Origin of the sequence: Rhizobium lentis (assembly GCF_017352135.1) — a bacterium.
Taxonomy (GTDB): domain Bacteria; phylum Pseudomonadota; class Alphaproteobacteria; order Rhizobiales; family Rhizobiaceae; genus Rhizobium; species Rhizobium lentis.
The window spans coordinates 634,398-657,641 of the sequence record NZ_CP071455.1; the positions used below are offsets into that span (position 1 = coordinate 634,398).

The window sequence follows — 23,244 nt, forward strand, 5'->3', positions numbered from 1 at the left end:
TGCCAATGCTCCCCCGGAAGTGCGCGGTATTCGAGGCTGTGTGAGCGATTCAGATAGAGAACGACGGCTCGCTGTTTTTCTCATACACGCAACTCGCAAGCCCTTGCTTGGTTCCCCGGCCTCAGGGGTGGATCTCGCGGGTGTCCCACCGAACCGCAGGCGCGGGCCAGGACTGATCAAACGGATACTGACGGTCTGTACGCTAGTGCACAGTGTATTGCTCAACGATTCTAGATGGTTAGGTTCGCCCGCAGCAGGGGTCGCATTAACACCGATGCGCGGATGGACATGGATGACCAACAATTGAATTTCCGGAATGAACTTTTGCGCGCCATGGGCCCGCAGGAGCAGGCACTCCTGCTGCCGCATCTGCAGCCCGTCGATCTCGAGGTGCCCACCATCCTCGAAATGGAGAATAGCCCGGTCAGCGACGTCTACATTCTCGAATCAGGGCTCGCCTCGATCGTGGCGAGATTTCCAGGCGGACGCGATATCGAAGTGGGCATCGTCGGCCGCGAGGGCATGACGGGCGCGGCCGTCATCCTGGGCGGTAATCAGTCCGCGAACCGGACGTTCATGCAAGTTGCCGGCCATGGCTTCAAATTGCCGGCCTCGGTCCTTTCTGCGGCGATGGAGGAAAGCCGCCCCTTACGCAGCCTGCTTCTTGCCTATGTCCAGGCGCTGCTCGCGCAGACAACGTCGACGGTGCTGGCAAACGGCCACGCCAAACTCGAGGAGCGGCTGGCCCGATGGCTGCTGATGGTCCATGACCGGACCGATGGCGCGACCATCTGGCTGACCCACGAGTTTCTGGCGGTGATGCTCGGCGTCCGCCGCGCCGGCGTGACGGTTGCGCTGCATCTGCTGGAAGGCAAAGGGCTGATCCGCTCCACGCGGCGCCAGATCGTCATCCTCAACCGCCGGGGATTGATCGAAGAGGCGCATGGATCTTACGGCGCTGCCGAAGAAGAATACCGGCGGCTGATCGGGAAGGATCTCGCCCGCTGAAAAGCATGCCGCCGCCGCGCGAGCGCCTCAGGATCGCTCTCTCCGCACCTTCTCGGAGGTATGCCAGGCTCTGTCGATACTGCCTTCCTCAGCCTTGTGAAAGAATTGCGAGCAGACGAGCCAGCCTTTCAGCGGCCTCAGGATGAGGATGCAGGCGATGACGCTGAGCGGCAGGCTGACGATGAGATGCATCCAGATTGCCGGCTCGAACGTGAACTGGAACCAGAGGGCGAATGCGAGTGCCGGGACGGCGACGATCGACATCGCGAAGAAGGCCGGTCCATCCGCCGGATCCGCGAAGGAATAATCCAGTCCGCAGACTTCGCAGCCTCGGGCGAGCGTGAGATATCCGGAAAACAGATGACCGCGCTGGCACCGCGGGCAACGTCCCAAAAATCCCGTGAGGGCAGGGTTGGTCGTTACCTGATAGTCGGTGGAAGCTTCGTGTTCGGGGTCCATTCTCCTCGAACTGCGCCGGAAGGGGCAGGTTCCGCAGCCGACGGCGTTTTCCGCCACGCCGGCCCTGGGTCAGCCTGATCCCGGCGTGATGCTCTGCTCGACCTTCCCGGGCAGCGCGCCGGCGCCGGGCGTCTTTCGTCTATGAGATGATCCTTGGCGTGAGGACCGGCCGGCGGTTTTTTCCTGGCATCAACGGCTCCTTTTGCGCTCCTTCGACGTCGGCTCGCGCGTTTTCATCGTCATTCATGAGCTGCTCCTCGTCAGACTGAGTTGACGGACCGGCCGTTTCGATCTCCGCCCGGCCGTGGCGGCAGCAGCTGGGGAGTGCCCTTTTCGCGCTGCCGCCAGACGGCCGACCGACAGCAGCTTGTCCTCATTTGTCAAACCGTGGCGATAGAGGCGAATGAGCAGCGCGGCGAGCTCCTGCATTTCCGGCGAGCGCACGGCTTTGCCAGCCTCGCGGCAGATCACATCCAATACGACCTGCAGACGCTGAAGATCGGCTGAATCAAGCGCTTTCAGATGGATGGATTGAGAATCGAGCATAATCGTGGTCTCGAAGCTTCATCGTTCGTTTTTGGATAATGGGACTCAATTGCAGACGAAACAACTCCTCGTCCTCCATTGTACAGAAGCGAACATCCATCGCATCGCGCCCGTAGGGGGACACAGGGCAGTTAGTGATAGTAGGACGGGTCCCCTCCGAACAGAGCGGCAACTATGGCGTCCACGTCGGAAGGGCGCCCGCTGACGACAAATCCGCCCGGCGGTGTCTCGGGCCGCTCGTCATGAGCAAAGATGAAAGGAATCCGGCGCGCCTCCAACCAATCATTTATCCAGAGCATGGCTTCGTCGGAAATCGTCACATCGATGATCACCGCATCGAACGGGAGGCCCTCTCTCAAGCACTCCATGGCGCTGGAGGTGACGACGGGGCCGGCGAGCACCGCCTGGCGCGCGATCAACGCCTTTCTGGCACCGTCCGAAAGGAAGCCGGCATCACCAATGATAAGGATCGTCTTACCGGCGACCGGACTGAGCGACTTCATGGCGGACGCCTACTGTAATCCAGGATTTAGGGCGATCATGCTGTTCAATGGCGGTTAGAAACATAGGCGGGTCCGCGCCTGTATCGTGCCTACCATATTCGAGCCTGTCATGCGACGTTCATTTTGCCCTGACCGCCGAACCCTTGCCGGGCCGCCTTGTTCCCCCGGCGATCCGGATCTGACCACGATCGTCCGGTCCGTACGCTTCCGCACCAGCTGTTGAAATCGATGACCCTAAGTTTAGGATCGTCGCATACAAGGGGAGGAACGCGGATGATGCAGCACGCGGGAATCACGAAGCCGCCGTTACAGCCCGATGACGTGGCGATGCTGACCACGGTCCTTGAGGACTGGTGCCAGGAAAAATCATACGAGATCACCAGCCCGGCAGCCGAACATATTGCCAGAGAACTCGTATCCTGGTTCGAATGCGGAATTCGAGACAAGCACAAGCTCGCAGGCCTGATGCGACATGTGCATCTGGATCCGGAGGAACTGCTGATCGCCCCGGATGCGGCGTCCTGCGCACAGGTGCGTCAGAACGCCAGGCGGGCGGAGGGGCACGATGGATAGAACCCTGCAAAGTGCTCCTGTCGTGGCGGGTCATTCCGAACTCGGTTTTGTGGATCGGCAGATCGCTCTGCGACAGATCGTTGCCGATCTTAGAAACCTGCGCGATGGAGTGCCGGACAATTTCGGTCGAGCTCCGGCTCTCGATCATCTGCTTCGCATGATCGACGCTTCGGTCATATCGATTGCCAAAGCGGATGACGAGGAATGGGAGATCATTCTTATGGAGCTCCTCGATCTTCGCGCGACGATGACGCGCCTTGCCACTGGCGGCGCCGAAACGTCCCACTGATTTCGACAGCAGGGATTTGAAACGAGGATTTAAAGGGCGCCCTGGTTCTTTTCCACGGAACCTTAAGACAGGCTATGGCATTGATTCTGCAACGATGGGGCGGCTGATGCCAAGATTTTATTTCAACGTCGTTTCAGACACCGGCACGGTCGTTGATCCCGATGGTTCGGAACTGGCAACCATTGAAGACGCCAGGCGCGAAGCCGTTCAGGATGCAAGAGCCCTCATGAGTCAGGCAATTCTTTCGGGAAAAGACATTTCAGCGAGAAAGATCTACATCTGCGACGAACAGGGGAGCCTGCTTCTGATCGTGCCTTTCGCCGATACGATCAGGAGTGCCGATTAGTGGGGCGCCGGATCGGCAGACCGATCAAACGTTGATATTCGCGCTCCGGAACGCCGTAGCAGCCGGCTGCGATTTCTTCCAGGCGGTCTCTGTCGAGGATCCGGACATTGGCGCGGGTCGACCGGATCGCTCGCAGGCCTTCGATGACGTGCAGTTCGTTGGTGACGCCTGCGCGGCGCACGCCGAGCATGATGGCCAGGAGCTCATGCGTCAGCGGCAGGTCGTTGCCACTCAGCCGGTCGTGGCACATCAGCAGCCAGCGGGCGAGCCGCTCGTGCATGTTGTAGCGCCCGTTGGCAAGCGCCGACTGGGCCAGCTGAATGTCGCAGCAATGCATGTATTTGAGGAACAGTTCGTCGGCGGCCGGAAATTCCGCCAGCACCTGGCTGAAGCTTTTCACCGAAACCCGCACGCCGGAGCCGGCGACCTGAACGAAGGTGCGGTTGGGTGTCGTATCCGTTCTCAGCAGGACATGAAGCCCGGACATGCCATCAAGTCCGATGTGCCCCACCTCGACGGCTTCGTCATCGCCATTGGCCGCCACCATCGAGGCAAGACCGTCTTCGATAAAACAGACATACTCGTTCGGCTGATCGGCTTCGACCAGAACATGTCTGGCCGGAAGTTCAATCAGACTGCCATCGCCGGTGAGCTTTTGGAATGCCTCGGCCGGCAGGGCCTTCAACAGCAAATTCCGAACATTGCGTTGGTCCGGTACGCGCATGCTCATCTCCTGGCGGGAGACAGCCCGTGCTCATACCGACGCCTCGTTGGCGGTAATGACAGGTATATGGGTCATGCGTGCAATGATGACCATCTCCAGAAAGGTATTGTACGGTTCTGACAAAAGCCGAGCTATAGAACCCGCACGCGCCCCCCCCCCGGACAATTACCGTGGCCGGGACGGAACGCTCTCAAACCTCCCTCGGCAGCCGGATCACGAACCCCGTGCCGGGGTCCCGGTTTTCGATTTGAAGCTCAGCCCTCAGTTGCTGCACCAACGCACGCACGATCTTCATTCCGAGGCTCTTTCCGCCGTTCTCGCCGGACAGCACTTCCGGCGGCAGGCCTTGTCCGTCGTCGGCGATCTCCAGGCGGATTTCGTCGGCAATGCTCCGGGCGCTGACGGTGACGGCGCCCGCCACGTCAGCATAGGCGTGTTTGAAGGCATTGGTTACCAGCTCGTTGACGAGAAGAGCGATCTGGATCGCACGGTCCGCATCGATCATGCATGGATCGGCCTCGACCGATACCGTGTGGCCGGAGGTCGATTGCTGTAGGCGTTGGCAAAGGCTCGACAGGAAATCGGCGAGATCCACCGTTTCGATATCAGGCTGCCGCCACAGTTGATCGTGCACCTGCGCAATGGTTCCCACTCGCGCTTCAGCATCCCGAAGCGCCTGTCCGACCTCCTCCTGCGTTGTCGAACGAGCCTGCATGGCGAGCATGGCCGCAACCAGAGCCAGGCTGTTCTTGACGCGATGGCTCATCTCCCGCAGCATGATCTGCTGATGCTCGTCGGCGAAATGACGCTCGGTATCGTCCCGAAGCACCTTGAGATAACCGGCCCGCTGGGCGCGTAGCGGCATGGTCAAACCGCTGCCCCAGAATGTCGAGCCGTCCTTACGCAAGTGGAACCGCTCGTTCTCGGCGCGGCCGTGCTCGGCCGCCGCCTGCATCTCGCGCTCCAGAGCCTCCTCTTCGCGGTCCTCGGGAACGAACAAGATGCGGGCGTTGCGACCGAGGATCTCGCTCTCCTCATAACCGAAAATGCGGCAGGCGCCGGTATTCCAGCTGATGATCCGCCCATCACGGCCAAAAGAGAAGATCGCATAATCGATTGCGCTTTTGAGAATAAGCTGGAGGCGCTCTTCGCTGGCGCGCCGAGCTTGGTCCTGATGAAGCATCTGCGTTCGGTCGCGGACGATTTTCAGGAGACCGTAGGTCTCGCCGGCATTGTTGCGGAGCGGCATCATCAGTCCCGAAGCCCAGAACGTACTGCCGTCCTTTCTCACATGCCAGCGATTGTCGTCGGCCCGTCCGGTGGTCAAGGCAAGCCTGATCTCCTTGAGCATCGCCCCTGCCAGCTGATCCTCGAAGGTAAAGATTGTGGCACCGCTTTGCCCGATGATTTCGGTATCCGAATAGCCGAAAATATTCTTCGCACCGGCGCTCCACGTCAAAACAGTGCCGTCGCGATCCATCGCAAAAATCGCATAGTCCCCAGCGCTCTCGACGATGTGCCGATAGATTTCAGTCTCGTCGCTCGGAAGCGGATATTGATCCATGCCAGCGCGCCCTGGAATTGCCGTCACCTACATTAGCACTTGCTACAGCAATGTCTCTCCCGAGTGCGGTTACGTACAAAACTCGCCGACGGAACCTTCCGCCGACCATAGGAGTTTAGGCTAGTGCGCCTCGCTAGTGGTCATCGCAAAGCTAATGGCCTTTGGTCCCGCGGAGCGTGGACCTTCTGGCGTTGACGGCTGGAAGGTGGTGTCCTCTCGCCAACAAAGGGCTGAGTGATGCGCGCGTTCGAAAGCGAAAATCTCATCCTGTCGCAATTGGCGGATCCGGAGCTTTTGGATCTCGAGCGCATTCTGGAGCCGCTTCTTCTTCCGCGCGATTTCGAGCTCGTCCATTTGGGCACGCCGGTCAGCCACTATTATTTCCTGGAAAACGGCATAGCTTCCATGGTGGCGACGAGTCCCGAGGGCAGGAAGGCCGAGATCGGCGTACTCGGCAGGGACGGAATGTCTCCACCGGCCCTGACGATGCATAGGGAACAGTTCTCCTTTGATGTGATGATGCAGGTCGGCGGCCATGGACGCCGTGTGGAAGCCGGCGCCCTGGAGTGCTTCCTGGCCGACCGCCCCGCGGTCCGGCGGCTGCTTTCGCGCTTTCTCCATACCTTTTTCGTGCAGGTCGCCAACACCGCGCTTTCCAACGCCGTTCACAAGATCGACGTTCGCCTGGCGAAATGGATCCTGATGTGCCACGACCGCCTCGAAGGGGAAGAGATCGAAATCACCCACGAATATATGGCGACGATGCTCGGCGTGCGGCGCTCCAGCGTGACGGACGCCCTGCATGTTCTCGAGGGCCAGCATCTCATCTATTCCACCCGAGGCGTGGTAATCATCCGCAACCGCGCCTCTCTGGAAGCCTTCGCGGCCGACGCCTACAATGTTCCAGGCATTTCGGGCCGTGACTGGCCGCAGACACGCCGTCGTCCTCTGGTCATGTACAATTAGGGACGTTGGACACTAGCGATCTTCCATCGGTCACTGTCCCGGCAGATCCTTTTCGGTCGTCGCAGCACCCGGAAGCCTGTTCTGCGATCCCTCGCGGTCGGAGGAGCGCAGCGGAGCGGTGGGTTCTTTGGAGACATAGACTCCAAGACCCAAGGCGCCGATGGCAACGATAAAGGCGCAAGCGATGGCGGCTACCGAGCGCCGGCCATCCTGCTTGATCATTCCGAAAGCAAGGGCAATTCCGAGAACGGCCGCTCCTCCCGCCACTGCAAAAAGCCAGAGATAATTCATCATCATGCTCCCAATATCAGCTCACCCAACCCGGAAAAATGGCGAAGGTTCCCGTTCTTTTCGCCGTTTACGGGCGACCGGTGCATGGCTACACCCTGTGAAAACGTGATTGGAGTGGATCAAGAACATGCCGACAGACAGCCCCTCATCGTCCAGCCTCCTGACGCCACTTGCGGCAATCGACGCTTTCTGCAGGCAGATCCTGACAGCAGCCGGCGCCGACCATGCGACCGCGGAGGCCGCCACGAGGGGGATGATCCACGGCAGCCGCCACGGCATCGACAGCCATGGCGTGCGACTGCTCGCCCATTATGTGAAGGGGCTGGTCGAGGGCCGACTTAATCCAAGTCCCAAGCTGGCGCTCGCCACCGCCTTCGGCGCCGTCGCCTCGCTGGACGCCGATAATGCGCACGGCGCGCTCGCGACCTACACCGCCATGACCCATGCGACGCGACTGGCGGGCGAATTCGGGATCGGTTCAGTCGCCATCCGGAATTCTTCTCATTTCGGGCCGGCCGGCGCCTATGCGATCGACGCCGCGGAACACGGCTTCATCGGCTTTGCCTTCTGCAATTCCGACAGTTTCGTGCGCCTGCATGATGGAGCGATGCGCTTCCACGGCACCAACCCGATCGCCTGCGCCGTGCCGGTCAGAGGGCAAAATCCCTGGCTGTTCGACATGGCAACGAGCGCAGTGCCCTATAACCGCGTGCAGCTCTATCGAAGCCTCGGCCGGGAGCTGCCGGCCGGCGTCGCTTCCGACGAGCGGGGCTACGACACAAGGGACCCGGAGGTGGCGGACATGCTGGCGCCGCTCGGCGGCGAGTTCGGTTTCAAGGGCGCGGGGCTCGCCGGCATCTGCGAGATCTTGAGTGCCGTGCTGACGGGCATGAAACTCAGTTTCGACATAGCTCCGATGCCCGGCCCCGATTTCTCGACGCCGCGCGGTCTCGGCGCGTTCGTGATCGCGCTCAAACCCGGTGCATTCGTCGATATCGATACCTTCGATGCGGCGATGACGCGTTACCTCGACACCTTGCGCAGCTCGCCGGCGCGGGAGGGCTTCAATGTGATGGCGCCGGGCGACCGGGAATGGAAAGTCGCCGTGCACCGGGAAAAGGAAGGCATCGAGCTTGATCCGGCTACTGTCGAATCCTTCCGGGCGCTCGGCTCCACCTATGGCGTCAATAGTCCTGTTTGAGCTGTGTGGCCGATTGACGCACAATACATGCGATGCTATCCCTTGATGAATTGGTCAGGCCAGTTGACCAGATGCGTGCTTGAGGAGAAGCCGCCGGGGAGGCCAGAATGTTTTCGCCTGTTGAATCGCGCCGCCTCTACAGGCAGGTGGCGGATCAGATCCGTTCGATGATCACGAGCGGAGAGCTTGTCGTCGGCCAAAAGCTGCCGGCCGAGCGCGAGCTGGCGGAGCAATTGTCGGTCTCGCGCCCGACCGTGCGCGAAGCGCTGATCGTTCTCGAGGTCGAAGGCCTCGTCAACATCCGCATGGGCTCCGGCATCTACGTGGTGCGCCGGCATGCCGTCAGCATGACGGCAAGCGAGAGCGAGCCGGTGGAGGGACCTTTCGAGCTGCTGCAGGCGCGCGCCATTATCGAATGCGCCATCGCCGAGGAAGCGGCGACCCGGGCGAAGCCTGAAGATATCGCCGTGCTCGACGAGGCGCTGATGCGGATGAGCGGCGGCGTCAACGATGCGGCGACGGTGCTCGCCGCCGACCGCGCCTTTCACACCGGCATTGCCGCCATCGTCGGCAATGCGACGCTGACCCGCGTAACGGGCGAGATGTTCGACATGCGCATGACCCCTTATTTCGCCAAGCTTGCCAGCCATTTCGAGGGACCGACGACATGGCGCAGCGCTGTCGACGAGCACCGGGCCATCCGCGATGCGATCGCCGCCGGCGACGCCGCAGGCGCGAAGGCTGCGATGCGCAGCCATCTCACCATGTCACAGAAGAGGTTTTCCGAGAGCTTCGGGGAGGAGTTTTCGGGAGAGGAGGAGCGCGCCCGCGACAAGGCGGGCGCGAAAGGAGCCAACAAGACTTAAACCCGAGCTCGGGAGGAGCGAGAAATGAAAAGCAGACTGGCAACGATAATTTGCACCGCAGCCGCGATCATGGCGACGACGGCGGTCGCGCACGCCCAGACGGTATTGAAGTGGGCGCATGTCTATGAAACCTCGGAGCCCTTCCACACGGATTCCGTCTGGGCTGCCGAAGAAATCGCCAAGCGCACCGACGGCCGCTACAAGATCGAGGTCTATCCGGCCTCGCAGCTCGGCAAAGAAGCCGACATCAACCAGGGCCTGAAGCTCGGCACGGTCGACATCATCATCTCAGGCTCGAGCTTTGCAGCGCGCGACTACAAGCCGATCGGCGTCACCTACTTCCCCTATATCTTCCGCAGCCCCGATCACCTGATCGCCTATACGAAGAGCGACGTCTTCAAGCGTCTCGCCAAGGGCTATGAGGATAAGACCGGCAACCATATCGCCGCCGTCAGCTATTACGGCACGCGCCACACGACCTCGAACAAGCCGATCGCAAAATGCGCCGACATGCAGGGCCTGAAGATCCGCGTGCCCGACGTTCCGGCCTATCTCGCCATGCCGCGCGCCTGCGGCGCCAACACAACGCCGATCGCCTTCGCCGAGGTCTATCTCGCTTTGCAGAACGGCACGGTCGAGGCGCAGGAAAACCCGCTGACGACGATCGAGGCGAAGAAGTTCTACGAAGTTCAGAAGAACATCATCCTCACCGGCCATATCGTCGACCACCTGAACACTGTCATCTCCAAGACGCGGTGGGCGAGCCTTTCCGACGAGGACAAGAAGATCTTCGGTGAGGTTATGCAGGCCGCCGCCGAGCGCACCACCAAGACGATCGCCGGCAAGGAAAACACCCTCGTCGCGACCTTCAAGGAAAAGGGCCTGAACGTCGCCGAAGTCGACAAAACCGATTTCGAAAAGACCGTGATGGAAAAGGTGAAGTTCGAGGACTTCGGCTATGAAAAGGCCGATTGGGAAGCGATCCGGGCGATTCAGTAAAACTCGCTGCGCGACGTCCCCACGTCGCGCTCGTCCCAAGCCCGCCAACCCTTCCTTCGTCATGCTCGGGCTTGTCCCGAGCATCTGCCCACGTCGATACACAGCAAATCCTCGGCACAAGGCCGAGGATGAAGTCGGGGAAGGAACGATCCCAGCAGCTCTCAGGTCGCGTCGCCCAAGCCCCGCGCCCTTCTTCCCAACCCAGACAAGGCCGATCATGTCGCAAGAAATTCATACGCCAATCACGGCCGAGGAAATCGGCCACGAATTCGAGGGGCACGCGCCGACGGCAAATGTCGCGGATTATGCCATCGAGGACTGGATCACGCTGATCGTCTTCTGGCTGATGGCGGGCTGCGTCTTCCTGCAGTTCTTCACGCGCTATGTGCTGAACGACAGCTATGCATGGACCGAGGAAATCGCCATCAACTGCCTGATCGGCGTCGTCTTTCTCGGTTCCGCCATGTGCGTGCGCATGTCGCGGCATATTCAGGTTGATGTCTTCTATCACTATATGCCGGCGGGCCTGGCGCGCGTGCTCGCGACCTTCGTCGATATCGTCCGCATCGGCTTCTTCGCTTATGGCTGCTATCTGATGTGGCGTTACGTCGAGATCGTCGCCGACGAGCAGATGGTCACCATCGAGCTGCCGCGCAACATCGTTTTCTACTCCGTTCTCGTCGCCTTCGTGCTGATGCTGGTCCGCGCGATCATTGTCTTCATCGCCAATATGCGTCGCGGCTATTCCGTCCTGGAGCGGCCCGAAGAATTCCAGAGTGTGGAGGGGTGATCCGATGCTACTGCTTCTTGGCTCGTTTCTGCTGCTGATGCTGGTCGGCGTGCCCGTCGCCATCTCGATGGCCGTCGCATCCGTCCTCTATATCGTCCTTTACGGGGTGGCGCCCGATATCATCGTCGCCCAGCGCATGATCGCCGGCGTCGAAAGCTTCCCGCTGCTCGCTGTGCCCTTCTTCATCTTGGCTGGCAACCTGATGAATTCCGCCGGCGTCACTGGCCGCATCTATTCCTTCGCGGTCGCGCTGGTCGGCTGGATGAAGGGCGGACTGGCGCAGGTCAATATCATCGGCTCCGTCATCTTCTCCGGCATGTCGGGCACAGCCCTTGCCGATGCGGCCGGCATCGGCACGATCGAGATCAAGGCGATGAAGGATCACGGCTATCCGGTCGAGGCAGCAGTCGGCGTCACCGCCGCCTCCGCAACGCTCGGGCCAATCTTCCCGCCGTCCCTGCCATTCGTGATCTACGGCATGATGGCGAACGTCTCGATCGGCGCTCTGTTCATGGCCGGCATCCTGCCCGGCGTCGTCATGACACTGCTGATGATGGTCACCGTCGCCGCCTTCGCCTACCGCAAGCGCTGGGGCTCGGATGCACCCTTCGATGTCCGCCAGCTTCTGTCGGCGGGACTCGAAATCGTCGTCGTCTTCATGGTGCCGGTGGCGATCTATCTGATGATGCGCGCCGGCCTCTCGATGAATGCCGCCGCCGGCATTGCCCTTGCCATACTTCTGGCGCTCGACTGGTATTTCAGCTTCTCCGCCGTCATGGCGCTGATGACCCCGGTCATTCTGATCGGCGGCATGACGATGGGCTGGTTCACGCCGACGGAGGCCGCGGTCGCGGCCGTGCTCTGGTCGCTGTTCCTCGGCCTCGTGCGCTACCGCACGATGACGCTTTCGACGCTCGCCAAGGCAAGCTTCGATACGATCGAGACGACGGCATCCGTTCTCTTCATCGTCACGGCGGCATCGGTCTTCGCCTGGCTTCTGACGGTCAGCCAGGCGGCACAGCTGCTTTCGGATGCGATCCTGTCGATCACCGACAATAAATGGGTGTTCCTCATCCTGGTGAACCTCTTGATGCTCTTCGTCGGCTGCTTCCTGGATACGATCGCGGCGATCACCATCCTCGTGCCGATTCTTCTGCCTATCGTCGCAAGGTTCGGCATCGATCCGGTTCAGTTCGGCCTGATCATGACGCTGAACCTGATGATCGGCCTGCTGCATCCGCCGCTCGGCATGGTGCTCTTCGTCCTGTCGCGAGTGGCGAAACTTTCGGTCGAACGCACCACCATGGCGATTCTGCCCTGGCTGGTGCCGCTCTTCCTGGCGCTGATCCTGATCACCTTCGTGCCGGCCATATCGCTCTGGCTGCCGGAACAGGTCGGGCTCTTGAGATAGGAGGGCAGGATGCAGACGCGTCTGGCACGGCTTTACCGGAAGGGCGATCTCAGGATCGAAACCGACAGCGTTCCCGCTCCCGGTCCGGGCGAGGTGCTTCTGAAAATGGCGGCCGCGGGCATCTGCGGCTCCGACCTGCATTATTATCAGGACGGCGGCTTCGGGCCGGTCAGAGTGTGCGAGCCGATCATCCCCGGTCACGAGGCCTCGGGGATCGTCAGCCAGACGGGGGAGGGGGTCGACCTCGAAGCCGGCACGCTGGTGGCGGTCAATCCGAGCCAGCCCTGCGGCCACTGCGAATATTGCGGCAAGGGGCTGCCGATCCACTGCCTCGACATGCGCTTCATGGGCAGCGCCATGCGCCTGCCGCATGAGCAGGGCATGTTCCGGCAGTGGCTGGTGGTGCCGGCCAGGCAATGTTTCGAATCGGGAGCCGCGACGACGCCTGCGGAAGCGGCCTGCAGCGAGCCGCTATCAGTCTGCCTGCATGCCGCATCGCGCGCCGGAGAGATAGCGGGCAAACGCATCCTCATCACCGGCGCTGGCCCGATCGGCTGCCTGATGGTTGCCGCCGCCCATCATCACGGCGCAGCCGAGATCGTCGTGACCGATCTTGCCGATGCCGCGCTGGAGAGAGCAGAAGCGATGGGCGCCAGCCGCACGATCAATGTTTCCGGAGGGCCTGCGACGCTTGCCGAATTCGAGGCGGGAAAAGGCTATTTCGATCTCGTGTTCGAATGCTCGGCCGCAGCACCGGCGATCCACAGCGCAATTGCGGCGATCAGGCCGCGCGGCACGATCGTTCAGATCGGCGTCACGGGAGAGATCCCGGTGCCGCTCAACGCCATCGTCGGCAAGGAGCTGCAGATCCACGGCACCCAGCGCTTCCACGAGGAATTCGCCACCGCCGTCGCGCTGATCGCAAGCCGCAGCATCGACGTGAAGCCGATCATCAGCCACAGCCTGCCGCTGGAAGAGGCGAACGCAGCCTTCATCCTCGCCGGGGACCGCACGGCGGCCTGTAAGGTGCAGCTTACGTTTTAGAGCAGGGGCGCGTGTTGCCGCACCGTCGACCGGTTGGCGCCCGCGCGAATTGAAATCATGCCCTTGCCAAAACCGTCGGCAGGCGAAGGACGCGCTCTTCATCAAGCATCAAGCAATTAGATTCACATAAACGTAGCTGTTGTTGATTATCTCCGTCGCCGTCTTGGTTGGCTCAGAGTTCGGCGATGGATCTTGCTACGGTTCTTCTTCTCCACAAATCATCGTTCATCGTTGGCGCATTATGCTTTTTCTATATGAGATGGCGGTCCCGGGAGCCCGGCCTCGAACTTCTCGCGGTCGGCGATTGTTTCCTCGCCTTCGCCTCCACGCTCGCGGGAATGGGCGAACAGGGCTCCCTTCCCTATGAAATCTGGACCTTCGGGAGCTTTTCCGTCGGCGTGACCGGCTACGCGTTGATGGCTGTGGGGACCATCCGGTTAAGCGGGCGCCGGCGTGAGCTTTCGGATTGGCTACTGGTGACGGCCGCGCTGGCTCTGTCGATTGTTGTCGGTATGACCCATTTGTATCTCGACAATCAATCGCGGGCCGCGATATTCAACGCAAACGCTTCAATCTTCCTCTTCATCTCCGCCGGCGCCATTTCAGTGGATTTTTTCGGTGATCGCCTGCCGGGAAGAATCGGTCTGGCCGCGTCGCTTATGGCCGCGATGATGTTCTCGGCATTGGTCGTCCTCGGGGTGGCTTTCCCGGAATATGGTCCGATCGCCCCGCGGAACGCCTTCTTCATGCTCATCATCTGCCACTTCTCGGTTGCGCTGTTCGTCGTTGTTCTCGTGCAAGAAAGGGCGGAGGCCAAGCTTAGTCGTCTTGCAAATACCGATGCCCTGACCGGCATTCCTAACCGCCAGAACTTCCTTGCCTGCCTCCCGCGGCAGCTCAGGCAGGGAGACGGCTTCATCATGATGGACATCGACCACTTCAAGTCGGTCAATGACCGGCATGGTCACGAGATCGGTGACGCCGTCCTTGTCGGCGTCGCGCAGACCATCGCCGCCGCCGCCGGACGCGAGCTGCTGCTCGCCCGCCTCGGCGGGGAAGAGTTCGCGTTGTTCCTGCGCGATCAGACCGAGGAAACTCTGGTCGCGACGGCCGACCAGATCCGGCGAAAGATCAAGACCCTGGCGTTTGACGTTGGCGCCGGGACCGTGACGCCGACCGTAAGCGCGGGCGTTGCCCTGTGGAGCGATGAATGCGACGCGACGAAGCTGCGCGATCGTGCGGACCAGGCGCTTTACCGGGCGAAGAGGGCGGGGCGCGACAGGGTCGAGACATACGCTGCCGAAAGCGTCGCTGCGCTCAGCTGAGTTCCTGGGAAAGTCCGATGTGCAACCCTTCAGCTCACGAATGCAATAGGAAGATATACGTCCCTGTGCCGGACGACTTCGCCCACGAGCTCGACGCCGCTGCTTTCAGATCGGAAGCTGGTGAGCCGCATGGCCGATACGCGGCATCTTCTACCGCCGGGCGGCGATCTGCTCGGACGGTGCGGCTTGTTGCGACCGGCGGAAGACGCAGACCTGATTGCGCCCCCCTTCCTTGGCGCGATAAAGCGCCATATCGGCCTCGTGCTGAAGATTCGCGAGCGAAATATCGGCGTCGAGCGCCGATTTCAAAGCGACGCCGACGCTCAGCGTCACCGACGGGCCGACGCCGGAGCCGGGATTGGGAAGGGCGGCGGCTTCCACGCTCTCCCGGATGCGCCTGGCAATCGCCATGGCTTCTTCTTCCTCGACATCGGGAAGCACGATCAAGAATTCCTCACCGCCGTGCCGGGAGACGAGGTCGCGGTCGGCGCGCACGCAGCTTTGGATGATGCCGGCGACCTTGACGAGGCAGCGGTCGCCCTCACCATGGCCGAGCTTGTCGTTCAGCGCCTTGAAGTGATCGATGTCGCACATGAGCATGGCCGCGACGCCGGTTTGGCCGCCGCCACGCCAAAGACGCTCGAGCGTCTCCATCATCCAGCGCCGGTTGGCAATGCCCGTCAGCGGATCGGTTCTGGCGAGCCGCTCCAATCGGGCGTTCGCATCGGCCAGTTCCGCGACACGACGCTGGTCCCTGCAGTCCAGGAGAAATGTCTTCTGCGCCAGGATGTTCATCGTGCGCCTGGCAACCACCGTCGCGATGATGCCGCAGGAAAAGAACAGAGTGCCGGCAACGACGCTGCCCGCTTCCGCAAGCGGGTTGTACCACTGAAAAACAAAATAGAGGCAGAGGGCGTAACAGGCGATCGCGATCGTCCACGCCAGCGGCACGCTGAAGATGGTGATCGCACTCGTTGCTACGAACAGCATGATGGTCAAATGCCGCTCGTAGAATTCGCCGCCGGCAAAGACGCCGACGAGCGCCACCGATAGAAGAATGAGGCCCATTCCGCCGAGAAGCGATGCGCGCTGAAGCCAGGCCGGGCGCGGCTTACGCCAGATCAGGGCAGTGAAAATTGCCGCCGGCGGCAAAAGGCAGGCCGGAGCGACCATAGAGAGAGCGACATCATGGGGAAGCAGGATGGCGTTTAGCGCCAGCGTCAGCACATCGACGAAAGCGACCCATGTCATCCAGGAACGCATGACCTTCGCGGTCTGGCGCCATGACCTTTCTTCATACCGCCGGCGCAGATCGCCCGAGAGGCGAATGTCGCGGGTGCGGCCCGACAAAAGGCGCTCGACCTCTTCGGCCATCGCGGCATTCAGCGGCCGCGGCGAGAAGGACCCGGCTGCAGAACCTTCGGAGGAAGTGCTCTTGGCATCAGTCATCACCGGATTATCTAGCCGCGATCGAAAGCTCGGCAAGGCTCGTGCGCAAACGTCCGAAATCATATGTTGATATTTTGTAAACAAGATTCCTCTCGCGATCTGTGCGAGATCGTCTCGATCATGCTACCAACCGTCTTGGGAGAGGGGGCAGGATGAGACTCAAGCTTGTAGCAGTTGCGGTCGCGGCGCTGGCGCCGGTGGTCACGATGCTCGCCTATAACGAGATCGCGCTCCGCCATCAGCGGAACGAGGAAGTGCGCGCATCCGCAGCACAGGCGGCAAGACAAGCATCGTCGGAAGTCGAAAGGATCGTCGAAGGCTCGCACGCGCTTCTCGTTTCGGTCTCCGCCATGCCCTCCGTCCGGCATCTTGACGTCAGCGCCTGCAACCAGGCCCTCAAGTCGGTCGCCGACAACATTCCGAACGTCAGCACCCTCTTCGTCATTGGTCTCGACGGGCGGCCGGTCTGCGGCAGCACGGCATTTCCCGACGGTGTGACATTCTCCGATCGCGACTATTTCCAGCAGATACTGAAGACCAGGGTCTTCACCGTCGGCACCTACACCCAAAGCCGCCTTTCCGACAAGCATGTCCTGCCGCTCGCAATGCCCTTGATGGAGGGCGGCATCTTCAAGGCCATCATCGTCAGCGGCATCCGGATGGATTGGCTGCAGAACCGCATCACCGAGCGCGGCATCGCCTCCGGCGACACGGTGACCATTGCCGACGGCAAGGGAACCATCGTCGCGCGGGTTCCGGATGCCGAGCAGTTTGTCGGCACCGCCATCCCCGAGGCATATCAGCCGCTGATCCACGCCGAACAGCCCGACGTGATCGAGGTCGCAAGCCAGGACGGGACCGAGCGCATCCTCGGCTATCGGCCGATAGCGCTGCCTTCCAGCCCTCTCTATGTCAGCGCCGGCTTCTCGAAACGGGAAGCCTTCGCGCCGATCAACCGGGCGACGCTGACGAACACGCTCGCAATTATCGGCGGCGCGCTGTTTTCCTTCCTCGCCGCGATCTTCATCGGCAACCGTTTCATCCTCGTGCCGATCTCGCGGATCGCCGACGTGATGGAGAAGTGGCGCAACGGCCAGACGACAGCGCGAACCGGCATGACCGGATCCGACGAACTGGCCGTCGTCGGCGCGACCTTCGACCGACTGCTTGACGAACTGGATGAGCAGCGACACCAGAACGAAGAGGCGGAGGAGGAGCGCATCCTTCTCGTCCGCGAGTTGGCCCACCGGGTCAAGAACGGCTTTACCCTCGTCCAGGCGATCGCCCGGCAGACCTTCTCGCGCTCCGATCCCGAAAGATACAATTCCTTCGCCGAAAGGCTCGCTGCGCTCGCCGGCACCTATGATCTCATCCTGTCGCGGGAGGGATCGGCCTCATCCATCCGAGACATCGTCTCCGCCGCCCTGCGGGCGCATGTCGCCTCAGAGGCGGAGCGCATTCGCCTCGACGGGCCGGAAGTGGTTCTGCCGGCGGATACGGCTTTGCCGCTTTCCCTCGTGATCCATGAACTCGCTACCAACGCGACGAAATATGGAAGCCTCGGAAGCGAGGATGGAACGGTCGCGATTGCATGGAAGCACGAGGGCGGACGCGTCTTTCTTCTCTGGACAGAAACCGGCGGATCCCCGGTGTCGGCGCCGACGAAAAGGGGCTTCGGTTCGGTGCTCATAGAGCGCGCCTTCCCCGCCAAGGCGCAGGCGCGGTCGCACTCCGACTTCCGGCCTGAAGGTCTTGTCTTCGAAGTTATATTCTCGGCGGGGGAACCTGCTGCGAAGGGGGAAGTTGAAACTTCAGATAGGCATATGGTGCATTCGAGCAAAACATGAAAACCAAGGTAGTCGTGGTCGAGGACGAACCCCTGCTGCTGATGATGGCGGTCGAAATCGTCGAGGAAGCCGGCTTAGAGGCGCTCGAGGCACGTGATGCCGACGAGGCGCTCCTGCTCCTCGAGCGAGTCGCGGGCATCCGGATCCTTCTGACCGATATCGACATGCCGGGAAGCATGGACGGGTTGAAGCTGGCCCGGGCGGTTCGCGACCGCTGGCCGCCCGTGGAAATCATCATCGTCTCCGGCATGAAGCAGCCCGACGCCGATGAACTGCCGGAGCGCGGCGTCTTCTTCTCGAAGCCCTACGATACCAGGCAGCTTTCCGATACGCTCGTCCGCATGGCTGCCTGAAGAGTGTCGCGCAAAAGTGTGCAGCGGTTTAGCCAGGCAAAGCGTGAAACGCTTTTGCCGAGACATGCGTGAAACCAGCGGCGCATCCAATGCATCCTTTTGGAATCTGGCGCGTTTTGTCTGCTCCAGCAGAGGAGACGAACATGTCCAAACGTGAACTCGTAGATACCGGCACCGACAAGCGCTACGTCCGCCGCGACGATCAAGGCCGTTTCAAGGAGTCGGACGATGTCGGCCGCTCGTTGTCCGCGGACAAACGGCGTAAGGCAAAGAGCGCTGCGAAGCCCGGCGAAGGCGACCGCGGCGACCGCCAGCCGAGGAAACATTGAGACCAATCCGGGGCAGGCGGTCGAAACCGTCGCTCCGGTGTCTTGATTGCTAGTTTCTTGCTGCGGCGGGACGCTGCAGATCGATGCGGCTCGTGACGACAGACCGTCCCGAAAGCAGGTCGTTGTCGACCGTCTGCAGCCGGAGCCGGTCCTGCCCGATCTTTTCGATCAGCAGAGTTGCTTTCCGGTCGCCATTGACCACGCGGGCCCAGGTAATGTTAAGGTTCAGTCTGTCGCCCTGCCTGCGTCCGACAAGCTTGGACGACTGTCCCGATGGTCCGATGTAATTGCCGCTGTAGTGTTGTCCCGATGCCTTGACGTCGGCCGAGAAAGTCCTGGTGAAGACCGCAAGCCCGCGGCACTTCCCGTTCATCGATAAGGCGGACTGGCTGGCGTCCGATCTGAGGGTGCAGGAGACGTTGAAATTCATGCCGCCGATCTTGGTCAGGACCATTCCCGTGCCGTTCCAATCGCCTCCCAGAGACCGCAGGAAAGCGGACTCCTGCGCCAGTGCACCGGCAGGCAGACCGTAAAGCGACAGCAAAGTGGCGATCAGGACAACGCGCATGACACCCTCGATGTTGGGTGCGGTAAAAACAGATTAACGCGGCAGATTGTTCCCACATACGGGCGCCGTTCAAACCGAAGTGATGCCGACCCTGCGGAGTTTGAAGAAGTAACGACGGGCATCATCCTTCACGCACATCATGCCGGCCAGATCTTCTCCGTTGATCCTGCGGAAATAATCGACGATCGGCTGCCTGTCGTAGACCATCGCCGCAGTGGCGACACGCTCCAGGCTCTGGAGCCTCAGCGACGCGGTGGTGCTCCGCGCCCGGAGTGCCTTCTGCAGGTAGGAGAACCAGTTCCGCGCGATCCGAGTGCGACCGAACGGCGCGGCCCTGATGGCCAGGCCAATTGGAAGAATACCGGGGTCGATGGCCACCAGCCGATCCGGCCGCCACTGAAAGAGGAGGGCGTCCGCGCGCATGTCGGCGTGAAATCTTTTGCCGAACCAACCCAGATTCTCGAGAACGCCGTCGAGCGGGTGATCCGATGGGATGCCCGCGCCTCGCCACAAGCCGACCATCTCGATCGGCTGGACAGGCGCCAGCGACGAGAACCACTCCTTGGCCTCTTTCTGCCGCTCCGTGCTTTTCATGCATTTTCCATAGAGCAATTCCAGGAAAAGTAAGAAGCCATTTTCCATCCGGAATTGCGCAAATACGAAAGGTAGAGAGGTTCTGCGCTTCGGCGAGAAACTGAACCGCTCCAGCCTGCGATCGAACCTTTTCGCCCTAGCGAAAGAAAGGGCCGACACCGCGCCGGCCTTTGTTTCCCTTCGAGGGCCTATCTGCCAGCCGGCTGCCTACAGCGATTTCTTGTACAGCTTTTGGGCGATCTCAAACATCTCTTCCGGCGCGTAGTCGGGCGTGAAGGCAGAGGGAACACCGACAAGCTGGTGGATCTTACCGCCGTCCGGCATGCCCTCGACGACTTCAAGCTCGCCCGGCGGATCGTCCGGCAGTGCGACCTCGTCATTGCTCCAGATGCCGGCGATTTCCTTGTAGTCGTTCGGGCTCCAGGTGTAGAGGCGGCGATGCGATCCTTCGTCGAGGTATTTCTGCGCCTCCGGAATGTTGGCGAGCGGGATGTTGGGGCAGGGAAGAAACTTCTCGATCTCGACCCCGGTGATCTTCTTCAGCGCAAGCGCATAGGCGTGTGCATGCACGGAGCCGCGTACGAGCAGATAACCGCAGACTTCGCGCCCTGTCGGATCCGTAACCGTTTCGTACACCCTGAGCTTATGAAGCCTGGCGCCGCATTCCAGATGAAAATTGTGCAGCAGGTCGAAGACGATATTGCCGGTCGTGGTGATGAAGTCGTTGTTCCACGAGACGCCGTTGCTGTTGACCGGCATTGCACCGCCGCCGCCGGACAGGAAGCTCGCGGCAAGGCGGATATCCGTCATATCCTTAAAGGGCGCGCCGGAAATGTCGCCGCCATCGCCCGCGTCGCCATCGGGCATGTCGGGACCGTTGGCAAGCATGGCGACGCCGTTGCTGACAAGCTCTACATGGCCGAGCTCCTCCGCGGTGATGCTGGCGACCAGGCTGTAGAACGGCCGGAGCTTCGATTTGGAGCGGAAGTTGAAACTCTGGAACATGTAGTTGCCGAGAGTCGACATCTCCCCGTATTTGCCCCCAAGCAGCTCCTGGAGGGCTGCAGCCGCATTTGGGTCTGCCGCCTTCGGCGCGGGTAATTCCGCCTGCAATTGATCGACGCGCATGAACATCGGGAAGTTCCTTTGGTTGAGAAAACACTGCCCAACCTCGCCGGGCGGCCACTGTTCCCGCCCCTACGGAAATTTTCCCGATTGGGCGGGATCACGCCCCTCCCTTCGTTGACAACAAGGAGTCCAGCGACACGGGCCTCAGGCCCTGTGCATCGACGCCGACATCATATTGGCGGGGCACGGGCTTCAGGCGGCCATGGGAATGTCCGTGCAGATTGATCGACTGCTTGCCCATCTTGTTCCAGGTGCGGAACGGGTAGTGGCACAGGATCAGCAGCTGATCGCCCAGTGTCATCTCCTTGTAGTGCTGGACGCTTGCCCATCCCGTCGCTTCGGTCGTCGTCTGCGGATCATTATTCCCGATGATGAGGTGCTTTCGCCCGTTCAGCATCGAAAGGAGCTGGTCGCAGTCCCCGCCGCGGAAAGCCATAAAGTCGCCGAGATGCCAGACGTCGTCCTGCGGACCGACGATCGCGTTCCAGTTCCGGATCAGCGTTACGTCGTGGGAGGTCAAGTCGGGAAAGGGACGTCGGTCGATGCGAAGGACGCGGGGATCTGCAAAATGGGTATCGCCGGTGAAGTAGATCATTTGACAGAGATGGCGCAGCCGGCCCGGTTGGAAAGTCGCTTCGCTAACGGCCAGGTGTCGGGATCGAATGCTTGACGTCATCAAGGGACGGGCTGCGCACGACGCGATAGCGCGCTTCGACGAGGTTATAGATCCCGAAGGCCGCCAGTCCGATCGCGATGGCGATATAGAGGATCGAGCCGAAAGGAAGCCGTCTCACCCATTCAAGCGCGTCCCCCATGCTGCCTGCCTGTTGCGGGTCGACGCTGAACCCGGCATAGGCGAGGAAGATTCCGGTGATCACGAAGACGGCGCCGCGCGCGACAAGACCGTAGACACAGACCGAGGTCACCACGCCGCTGGCGTCGTCAAGCCTGAGATAGCGCTTGAATTTCTTCGTGATGCCCTTGGCTGCCGTCACGACCCCGCCGATGACGAAGCCGAGGCCGACGGCTACGGCAAGATAGGCGCCGAACGGCTGCGACATGATCCATTCGGCCAATCCCTTCTCACCCGATCCCTGGCTTGCGCCGCCGCTGAAGAGCGCATGTCCCAGCGCGTATCCGGCAAGCCCGAGATAGACGACGGCGCTGCCGAGGAGAACCGTGCGGATGGCGATCGCCTTGGTGTCGCCGCCATGGCCGTCGCTGTCGGCCAGGGACTGCGCCAGCCGCCAGGCGACGAAACCAAGAAGTCCGATGCCGATGAGTCCAACCCAGACGCGGCCGAAGGGCTGTGCGAGAAGCGTCGAAAGTGCCGATTTCGTTTCCGGCTTTCCCCCGGCGACACCGGAAAAGAGGGCGAGGCCGGCGACAAGGAGGAACACGACACCGCGTGCCATGTAGCCGCTCTTGGCAAGCAGATCGAAACGAAATCCTTTGGACATGATATGCTCCGCGCTTCTGTGTGGCTGTCACCCCTAACGCGCCACCGCGCGGAAAGTTGTCGCCGAGGAGGCCGCGATCATGCCGGGAGTCGTCAATGCCGGTCCGTAGCGCCGGGCTTCTCATCTACCGCCTTTTCGGGAGGAGGCTGGAGTTCCTGCTCGTCCATCCCGGCGGCCCCTTCTGGGCGAAGAAGGACGAGGGCGCCTGGTCGATCCCGAAAGGATTGATCGAAGCCGGCGAAAACGAACTGTCGGCAGCAATCCGGGAGGCGCAGGAGGAGCTCGGCGTCGACATCCAAGGAGCCTTCGCCCCGCTCGGAGAATATCGCCAACCCGGCGGAAAATTGGTGGTCGTCTGGTCGATGGAGGCGAACGCTGCGCTTGATGTCGAGACGGTGCACAGTTCAGAGTTTCAGATCGAATGGCCGCCGCGATCGGGTAGGATCCAAAGTTTTCCCGAGGTCGACCGCGCCGCATGGTTTGCCCCTGCAGAGGCTGAGATCAAAATTCTCAAGGGCCAGGCCGCAATGCTTGCAGATCTCGCAAAGCAACTCGGCCGGGACCGGTGAACGGGAGTCTCGATCATCATTCTGTTTCGACAAGCACGGCGG

28 protein-coding genes are annotated in these 23,244 nt (G+C 61.3%); 16 read left to right on the forward strand and 12 right to left on the reverse strand.

Features of this window, described 5'->3' with window-relative positions:
- Window positions 1-288: 288 nt before the first annotated feature.
- Window positions 289-1,008: a Crp/Fnr family transcriptional regulator gene (locus tag J0663_RS25180; protein ID WP_207245499.1), complete on the forward strand. Its 720-nt coding sequence runs from the start codon at window positions 289-291 to the stop codon at window positions 1,006-1,008.
- A 27-nt stretch (window positions 1,009-1,035) separates the two neighbouring features.
- Here the strand turns inward: J0663_RS25180 and J0663_RS25185 are convergent, their stop codons facing one another.
- The 3 genes from J0663_RS25185 to J0663_RS25195 all read right to left on the reverse strand — a co-directional run bounded on the left by J0663_RS25185 (window position 1,036) and on the right by J0663_RS25195 (window position 2,516).
- The gene (locus J0663_RS25185; protein WP_207244727.1) at window positions 1,036-1,467 is read right to left on the reverse strand and encodes a DUF983 domain-containing protein; all 432 of its coding nucleotides are present in this window, start codon (window positions 1,465-1,467) and stop codon (window positions 1,036-1,038) included.
- A 243-nt stretch (window positions 1,468-1,710) separates the two neighbouring features.
- Window positions 1,711-2,013 carry a hypothetical protein gene (locus J0663_RS25190; RefSeq protein WP_207244728.1) on the reverse strand — a complete coding sequence of 101 codons (303 nt, stop codon included), beginning with the start codon at window positions 2,011-2,013 and terminating at the stop codon, window positions 1,711-1,713.
- 131 nt (window positions 2,014-2,144) lie between these two features.
- Window positions 2,145-2,516, reverse strand: a complete 372-nt coding sequence (locus J0663_RS25195; protein WP_207244729.1) for a response regulator — start codon at window positions 2,514-2,516, stop codon at window positions 2,145-2,147.
- A gap of 273 nt (window positions 2,517-2,789) precedes the next feature.
- Here J0663_RS25195 and J0663_RS25200 point away from each other — a divergent pair, with 273 nt between their 5' ends.
- Genes J0663_RS25200 through J0663_RS31755 form a run of 3 tightly spaced genes read left to right on the forward strand, consistent with a single transcriptional unit; the run spans window position 2,790 to window position 3,724 of the window.
- Window positions 2,790-3,089, forward strand: coding sequence for a hypothetical protein (locus tag J0663_RS25200; protein WP_246590429.1), 300 nt, complete (start codon window positions 2,790-2,792; stop codon window positions 3,087-3,089).
- Window positions 3,082-3,378, forward strand: a complete 297-nt coding sequence (locus tag J0663_RS25205) for a hypothetical protein (protein ID WP_207244730.1) — start codon at window positions 3,082-3,084, stop codon at window positions 3,376-3,378. Before J0663_RS25200 ends, J0663_RS25205 begins: the two co-directional genes overlap by 8 nt.
- Window positions 3,347-3,724: a DUF6894 family protein gene (locus J0663_RS31755; protein WP_311043493.1), complete on the forward strand. Its 378-nt coding sequence runs from the start codon at window positions 3,347-3,349 to the stop codon at window positions 3,722-3,724. The genes J0663_RS25205 and J0663_RS31755 overlap by 32 nt, the downstream gene beginning before the upstream one ends.
- Here the strand turns inward: J0663_RS31755 and J0663_RS25215 are convergent.
- Window positions 3,708-4,448: a Crp/Fnr family transcriptional regulator gene (locus J0663_RS25215; protein WP_207244731.1), complete on the reverse strand. Its 741-nt coding sequence runs from the start codon at window positions 4,446-4,448 to the stop codon at window positions 3,708-3,710. The two genes, J0663_RS31755 and J0663_RS25215, sit on opposite strands and share 17 nt — an antisense overlap.
- Before the next feature lie 190 nt (window positions 4,449-4,638).
- On the reverse strand, window positions 4,639-6,012 hold the full coding sequence (locus J0663_RS25220; RefSeq protein ID WP_207244732.1) for a sensor histidine kinase: 1,374 nt from the start codon (window positions 6,010-6,012) through the stop codon (window positions 4,639-4,641).
- 237 nt (window positions 6,013-6,249) lie between these two features.
- Between J0663_RS25220 and J0663_RS25225 the strand changes: the two genes are divergently transcribed.
- On the forward strand, window positions 6,250-6,978 hold the full coding sequence (locus J0663_RS25225) for a Crp/Fnr family transcriptional regulator (RefSeq protein ID WP_207244733.1): 729 nt from the start codon (window positions 6,250-6,252) through the stop codon (window positions 6,976-6,978).
- A gap of 30 nt (window positions 6,979-7,008) precedes the next feature.
- Here the strand turns inward: J0663_RS25225 and J0663_RS25230 are convergent, their stop codons facing one another.
- Window positions 7,009-7,269 (reverse strand): hypothetical protein, encoded by a 261-nt coding sequence (locus J0663_RS25230; protein ID WP_207244734.1) that lies wholly within the window; start codon window positions 7,267-7,269, stop codon window positions 7,009-7,011.
- Between the two features lie 127 nt (window positions 7,270-7,396).
- On the opposite strand from J0663_RS25230, the gene J0663_RS25235 reads away from it, so the two are divergent.
- The 7 genes from J0663_RS25235 (at window position 7,397) to J0663_RS25265 (ending at window position 14,905) form a co-directional block, all read left to right on the forward strand.
- Window positions 7,397-8,470 carry an Ldh family oxidoreductase gene (locus J0663_RS25235; protein WP_207244735.1) on the forward strand — a complete coding sequence of 358 codons (1,074 nt, stop codon included), beginning with the start codon at window positions 7,397-7,399 and terminating at the stop codon, window positions 8,468-8,470.
- Between the two features lie 107 nt (window positions 8,471-8,577).
- Window positions 8,578-9,336, forward strand: a complete 759-nt coding sequence (locus J0663_RS25240) for a FadR/GntR family transcriptional regulator (RefSeq protein ID WP_207244736.1) — start codon at window positions 8,578-8,580, stop codon at window positions 9,334-9,336.
- 24 nt (window positions 9,337-9,360) lie between these two features.
- Complete coding sequence (locus J0663_RS25245; RefSeq protein WP_207244737.1) at window positions 9,361-10,335, forward strand: sialic acid TRAP transporter substrate-binding protein SiaP; 975 nt, start codon at window positions 9,361-9,363, stop codon at window positions 10,333-10,335.
- 217 nt (window positions 10,336-10,552) lie between these two features.
- The gene (locus J0663_RS25250) at window positions 10,553-11,125 is read left to right on the forward strand and encodes a TRAP transporter small permease (RefSeq protein ID WP_207244738.1); all 573 of its coding nucleotides are present in this window, start codon (window positions 10,553-10,555) and stop codon (window positions 11,123-11,125) included.
- A gap of 4 nt (window positions 11,126-11,129) precedes the next feature.
- On the forward strand, window positions 11,130-12,536 hold the full coding sequence (locus tag J0663_RS25255; RefSeq protein ID WP_207244739.1) for a TRAP transporter large permease: 1,407 nt from the start codon (window positions 11,130-11,132) through the stop codon (window positions 12,534-12,536).
- A 9-nt stretch (window positions 12,537-12,545) separates the two neighbouring features.
- The gene (locus J0663_RS25260) at window positions 12,546-13,580 is read left to right on the forward strand and encodes an L-idonate 5-dehydrogenase (protein WP_207244740.1); all 1,035 of its coding nucleotides are present in this window, start codon (window positions 12,546-12,548) and stop codon (window positions 13,578-13,580) included.
- 338 nt (window positions 13,581-13,918) lie between these two features.
- On the forward strand, window positions 13,919-14,905 hold the full coding sequence (locus J0663_RS25265; RefSeq protein ID WP_246590430.1) for a GGDEF domain-containing protein: 987 nt from the start codon (window positions 13,919-13,921) through the stop codon (window positions 14,903-14,905).
- 150 nt (window positions 14,906-15,055) lie between these two features.
- Here J0663_RS25265 and J0663_RS25270 read toward each other — a convergent pair whose 3' ends face one another.
- A complete protein-coding gene (locus J0663_RS25270) occupies window positions 15,056-16,354 on the reverse strand; it encodes a GGDEF domain-containing protein (protein ID WP_207244742.1) in 1,299 nt (432 codons plus the stop codon).
- A gap of 152 nt (window positions 16,355-16,506) precedes the next feature.
- On the opposite strand from J0663_RS25270, the gene J0663_RS25275 reads away from it, so the two are divergent.
- From J0663_RS25275 to J0663_RS25285, 3 genes are all read left to right on the forward strand, one after another.
- Window positions 16,507-18,201 carry a sensor histidine kinase gene (locus J0663_RS25275; protein ID WP_207244743.1) on the forward strand — a complete coding sequence of 565 codons (1,695 nt, stop codon included), beginning with the start codon at window positions 16,507-16,509 and terminating at the stop codon, window positions 18,199-18,201.
- Window positions 18,198-18,554, forward strand: a complete 357-nt coding sequence (locus J0663_RS25280; RefSeq protein WP_207244744.1) for a response regulator — start codon at window positions 18,198-18,200, stop codon at window positions 18,552-18,554. Before J0663_RS25275 ends, J0663_RS25280 begins: the two co-directional genes overlap by 4 nt.
- A gap of 143 nt (window positions 18,555-18,697) precedes the next feature.
- A complete protein-coding gene (locus J0663_RS25285) occupies window positions 18,698-18,883 on the forward strand; it encodes a hypothetical protein (RefSeq protein WP_207244745.1) in 186 nt (61 codons plus the stop codon).
- A 49-nt stretch (window positions 18,884-18,932) separates the two neighbouring features.
- On the opposite strand, the gene J0663_RS25290 is transcribed toward J0663_RS25285, so the two are convergent.
- The 5 genes from J0663_RS25290 to J0663_RS25310 form a co-directional block, all read right to left on the reverse strand.
- Window positions 18,933-19,451 (reverse strand): hypothetical protein, encoded by a 519-nt coding sequence (locus tag J0663_RS25290; RefSeq protein WP_207244746.1) that lies wholly within the window; start codon window positions 19,449-19,451, stop codon window positions 18,933-18,935.
- Window positions 19,452-19,520: 69 nt separating this feature from the next.
- Window positions 19,521-20,045 (reverse strand): GXWXG domain-containing protein, encoded by a 525-nt coding sequence (locus J0663_RS25295; RefSeq protein WP_207244747.1) that lies wholly within the window; start codon window positions 20,043-20,045, stop codon window positions 19,521-19,523.
- Between the two features lie 207 nt (window positions 20,046-20,252).
- Window positions 20,253-21,179 carry a manganese catalase family protein gene (locus tag J0663_RS25300; RefSeq protein ID WP_207244748.1) on the reverse strand — a complete coding sequence of 309 codons (927 nt, stop codon included), beginning with the start codon at window positions 21,177-21,179 and terminating at the stop codon, window positions 20,253-20,255.
- Between the two features lie 91 nt (window positions 21,180-21,270).
- Complete coding sequence (locus J0663_RS25305; RefSeq protein WP_207244749.1) at window positions 21,271-21,768, reverse strand: metallophosphoesterase family protein; 498 nt, start codon at window positions 21,766-21,768, stop codon at window positions 21,271-21,273.
- A gap of 43 nt (window positions 21,769-21,811) precedes the next feature.
- Complete coding sequence (locus J0663_RS25310; RefSeq protein ID WP_207244750.1) at window positions 21,812-22,633, reverse strand: DUF1206 domain-containing protein; 822 nt, start codon at window positions 22,631-22,633, stop codon at window positions 21,812-21,814.
- Window positions 22,634-22,728: 95 nt separating this feature from the next.
- Here J0663_RS25310 and J0663_RS25315 point away from each other — a divergent pair, with 95 nt between their 5' ends.
- Window positions 22,729-23,202: an NUDIX hydrolase gene (locus J0663_RS25315; protein ID WP_207244751.1), complete on the forward strand. Its 474-nt coding sequence runs from the start codon at window positions 22,729-22,731 to the stop codon at window positions 23,200-23,202.
- The last annotated feature ends 42 nt before the right edge of the window (window positions 23,203-23,244 follow it).

Excerpts from the sequence above, each read along its gene's own strand:
- J0663_RS25235 (WP_207244735.1), top strand. The coding sequence starts at position 7,397 with ATGCCGACAGACAGCCCCTCATCGTCCAGCCTCCTGACGCCACTTGCG.
- J0663_RS25255 (WP_207244739.1), top strand. The coding sequence starts at position 11,130 with ATGCTACTGCTTCTTGGCTCGTTTCTGCTGCTGATGCTGGTCGGCGTG.
- J0663_RS25315 (WP_207244751.1), top strand. The coding sequence starts at position 22,729 with ATGCCGGTCCGTAGCGCCGGGCTTCTCATCTACCGCCTTTTCGGGAGG.
- J0663_RS25290 (WP_207244746.1), bottom strand. The coding sequence starts at position 19,451 with ATGCGCGTTGTCCTGATCGCCACTTTGCTGTCGCTTTACGGTCTGCCT.
- J0663_RS25200 (WP_246590429.1), top strand. The coding sequence starts at position 2,790 with ATGATGCAGCACGCGGGAATCACGAAGCCGCCGTTACAGCCCGATGAC.
- J0663_RS25195 (WP_207244729.1), bottom strand. The coding sequence starts at position 2,516 with ATGAAGTCGCTCAGTCCGGTCGCCGGTAAGACGATCCTTATCATTGGT.
- J0663_RS25305 (WP_207244749.1), bottom strand. The coding sequence starts at position 21,768 with ATGATCTACTTCACCGGCGATACCCATTTTGCAGATCCCCGCGTCCTT.
- J0663_RS25190 (WP_207244728.1), bottom strand. The coding sequence starts at position 2,013 with ATGCTCGATTCTCAATCCATCCATCTGAAAGCGCTTGATTCAGCCGAT.
- J0663_RS25215 (WP_207244731.1), bottom strand. The coding sequence starts at position 4,448 with ATGCGCGTACCGGACCAACGCAATGTTCGGAATTTGCTGTTGAAGGCC.
- J0663_RS25225 (WP_207244733.1), top strand. The coding sequence starts at position 6,250 with ATGCGCGCGTTCGAAAGCGAAAATCTCATCCTGTCGCAATTGGCGGAT.
- J0663_RS25300 (WP_207244748.1), bottom strand. The coding sequence starts at position 21,179 with ATGTTCATGCGCGTCGATCAATTGCAGGCGGAATTACCCGCGCCGAAG.
- J0663_RS25270 (WP_207244742.1), bottom strand. The coding sequence starts at position 16,354 with ATGACTGATGCCAAGAGCACTTCCTCCGAAGGTTCTGCAGCCGGGTCC.
- J0663_RS25280 (WP_207244744.1), top strand. The coding sequence starts at position 18,198 with ATGAAAACCAAGGTAGTCGTGGTCGAGGACGAACCCCTGCTGCTGATG.
- J0663_RS25240 (WP_207244736.1), top strand. The coding sequence starts at position 8,578 with ATGTTTTCGCCTGTTGAATCGCGCCGCCTCTACAGGCAGGTGGCGGAT.
- J0663_RS25285 (WP_207244745.1), top strand. The coding sequence starts at position 18,698 with ATGTCCAAACGTGAACTCGTAGATACCGGCACCGACAAGCGCTACGTC.
- J0663_RS25220 (WP_207244732.1), bottom strand. The coding sequence starts at position 6,012 with ATGGATCAATATCCGCTTCCGAGCGACGAGACTGAAATCTATCGGCAC.
- J0663_RS25230 (WP_207244734.1), bottom strand. The coding sequence starts at position 7,269 with ATGAATTATCTCTGGCTTTTTGCAGTGGCGGGAGGAGCGGCCGTTCTC.
- J0663_RS25295 (WP_207244747.1), bottom strand. The coding sequence starts at position 20,045 with ATGAAAAGCACGGAGCGGCAGAAAGAGGCCAAGGAGTGGTTCTCGTCG.
- J0663_RS25260 (WP_207244740.1), top strand. The coding sequence starts at position 12,546 with ATGCAGACGCGTCTGGCACGGCTTTACCGGAAGGGCGATCTCAGGATC.
- J0663_RS25310 (WP_207244750.1), bottom strand. The coding sequence starts at position 22,633 with ATGTCCAAAGGATTTCGTTTCGATCTGCTTGCCAAGAGCGGCTACATG.
- J0663_RS25265 (WP_246590430.1), top strand. The coding sequence starts at position 13,919 with ATGGGCGAACAGGGCTCCCTTCCCTATGAAATCTGGACCTTCGGGAGC.
- J0663_RS25245 (WP_207244737.1), top strand. The coding sequence starts at position 9,361 with ATGAAAAGCAGACTGGCAACGATAATTTGCACCGCAGCCGCGATCATG.
- J0663_RS25185 (WP_207244727.1), bottom strand. The coding sequence starts at position 1,467 with ATGGACCCCGAACACGAAGCTTCCACCGACTATCAGGTAACGACCAAC.
- J0663_RS25180 (WP_207245499.1), top strand. The coding sequence starts at position 289 with ATGGATGACCAACAATTGAATTTCCGGAATGAACTTTTGCGCGCCATG.
- J0663_RS25250 (WP_207244738.1), top strand. The coding sequence starts at position 10,553 with ATGTCGCAAGAAATTCATACGCCAATCACGGCCGAGGAAATCGGCCAC.
- J0663_RS25275 (WP_207244743.1), top strand. The coding sequence starts at position 16,507 with ATGAGACTCAAGCTTGTAGCAGTTGCGGTCGCGGCGCTGGCGCCGGTG.
- J0663_RS25205 (WP_207244730.1), top strand. The coding sequence starts at position 3,082 with ATGGATAGAACCCTGCAAAGTGCTCCTGTCGTGGCGGGTCATTCCGAA.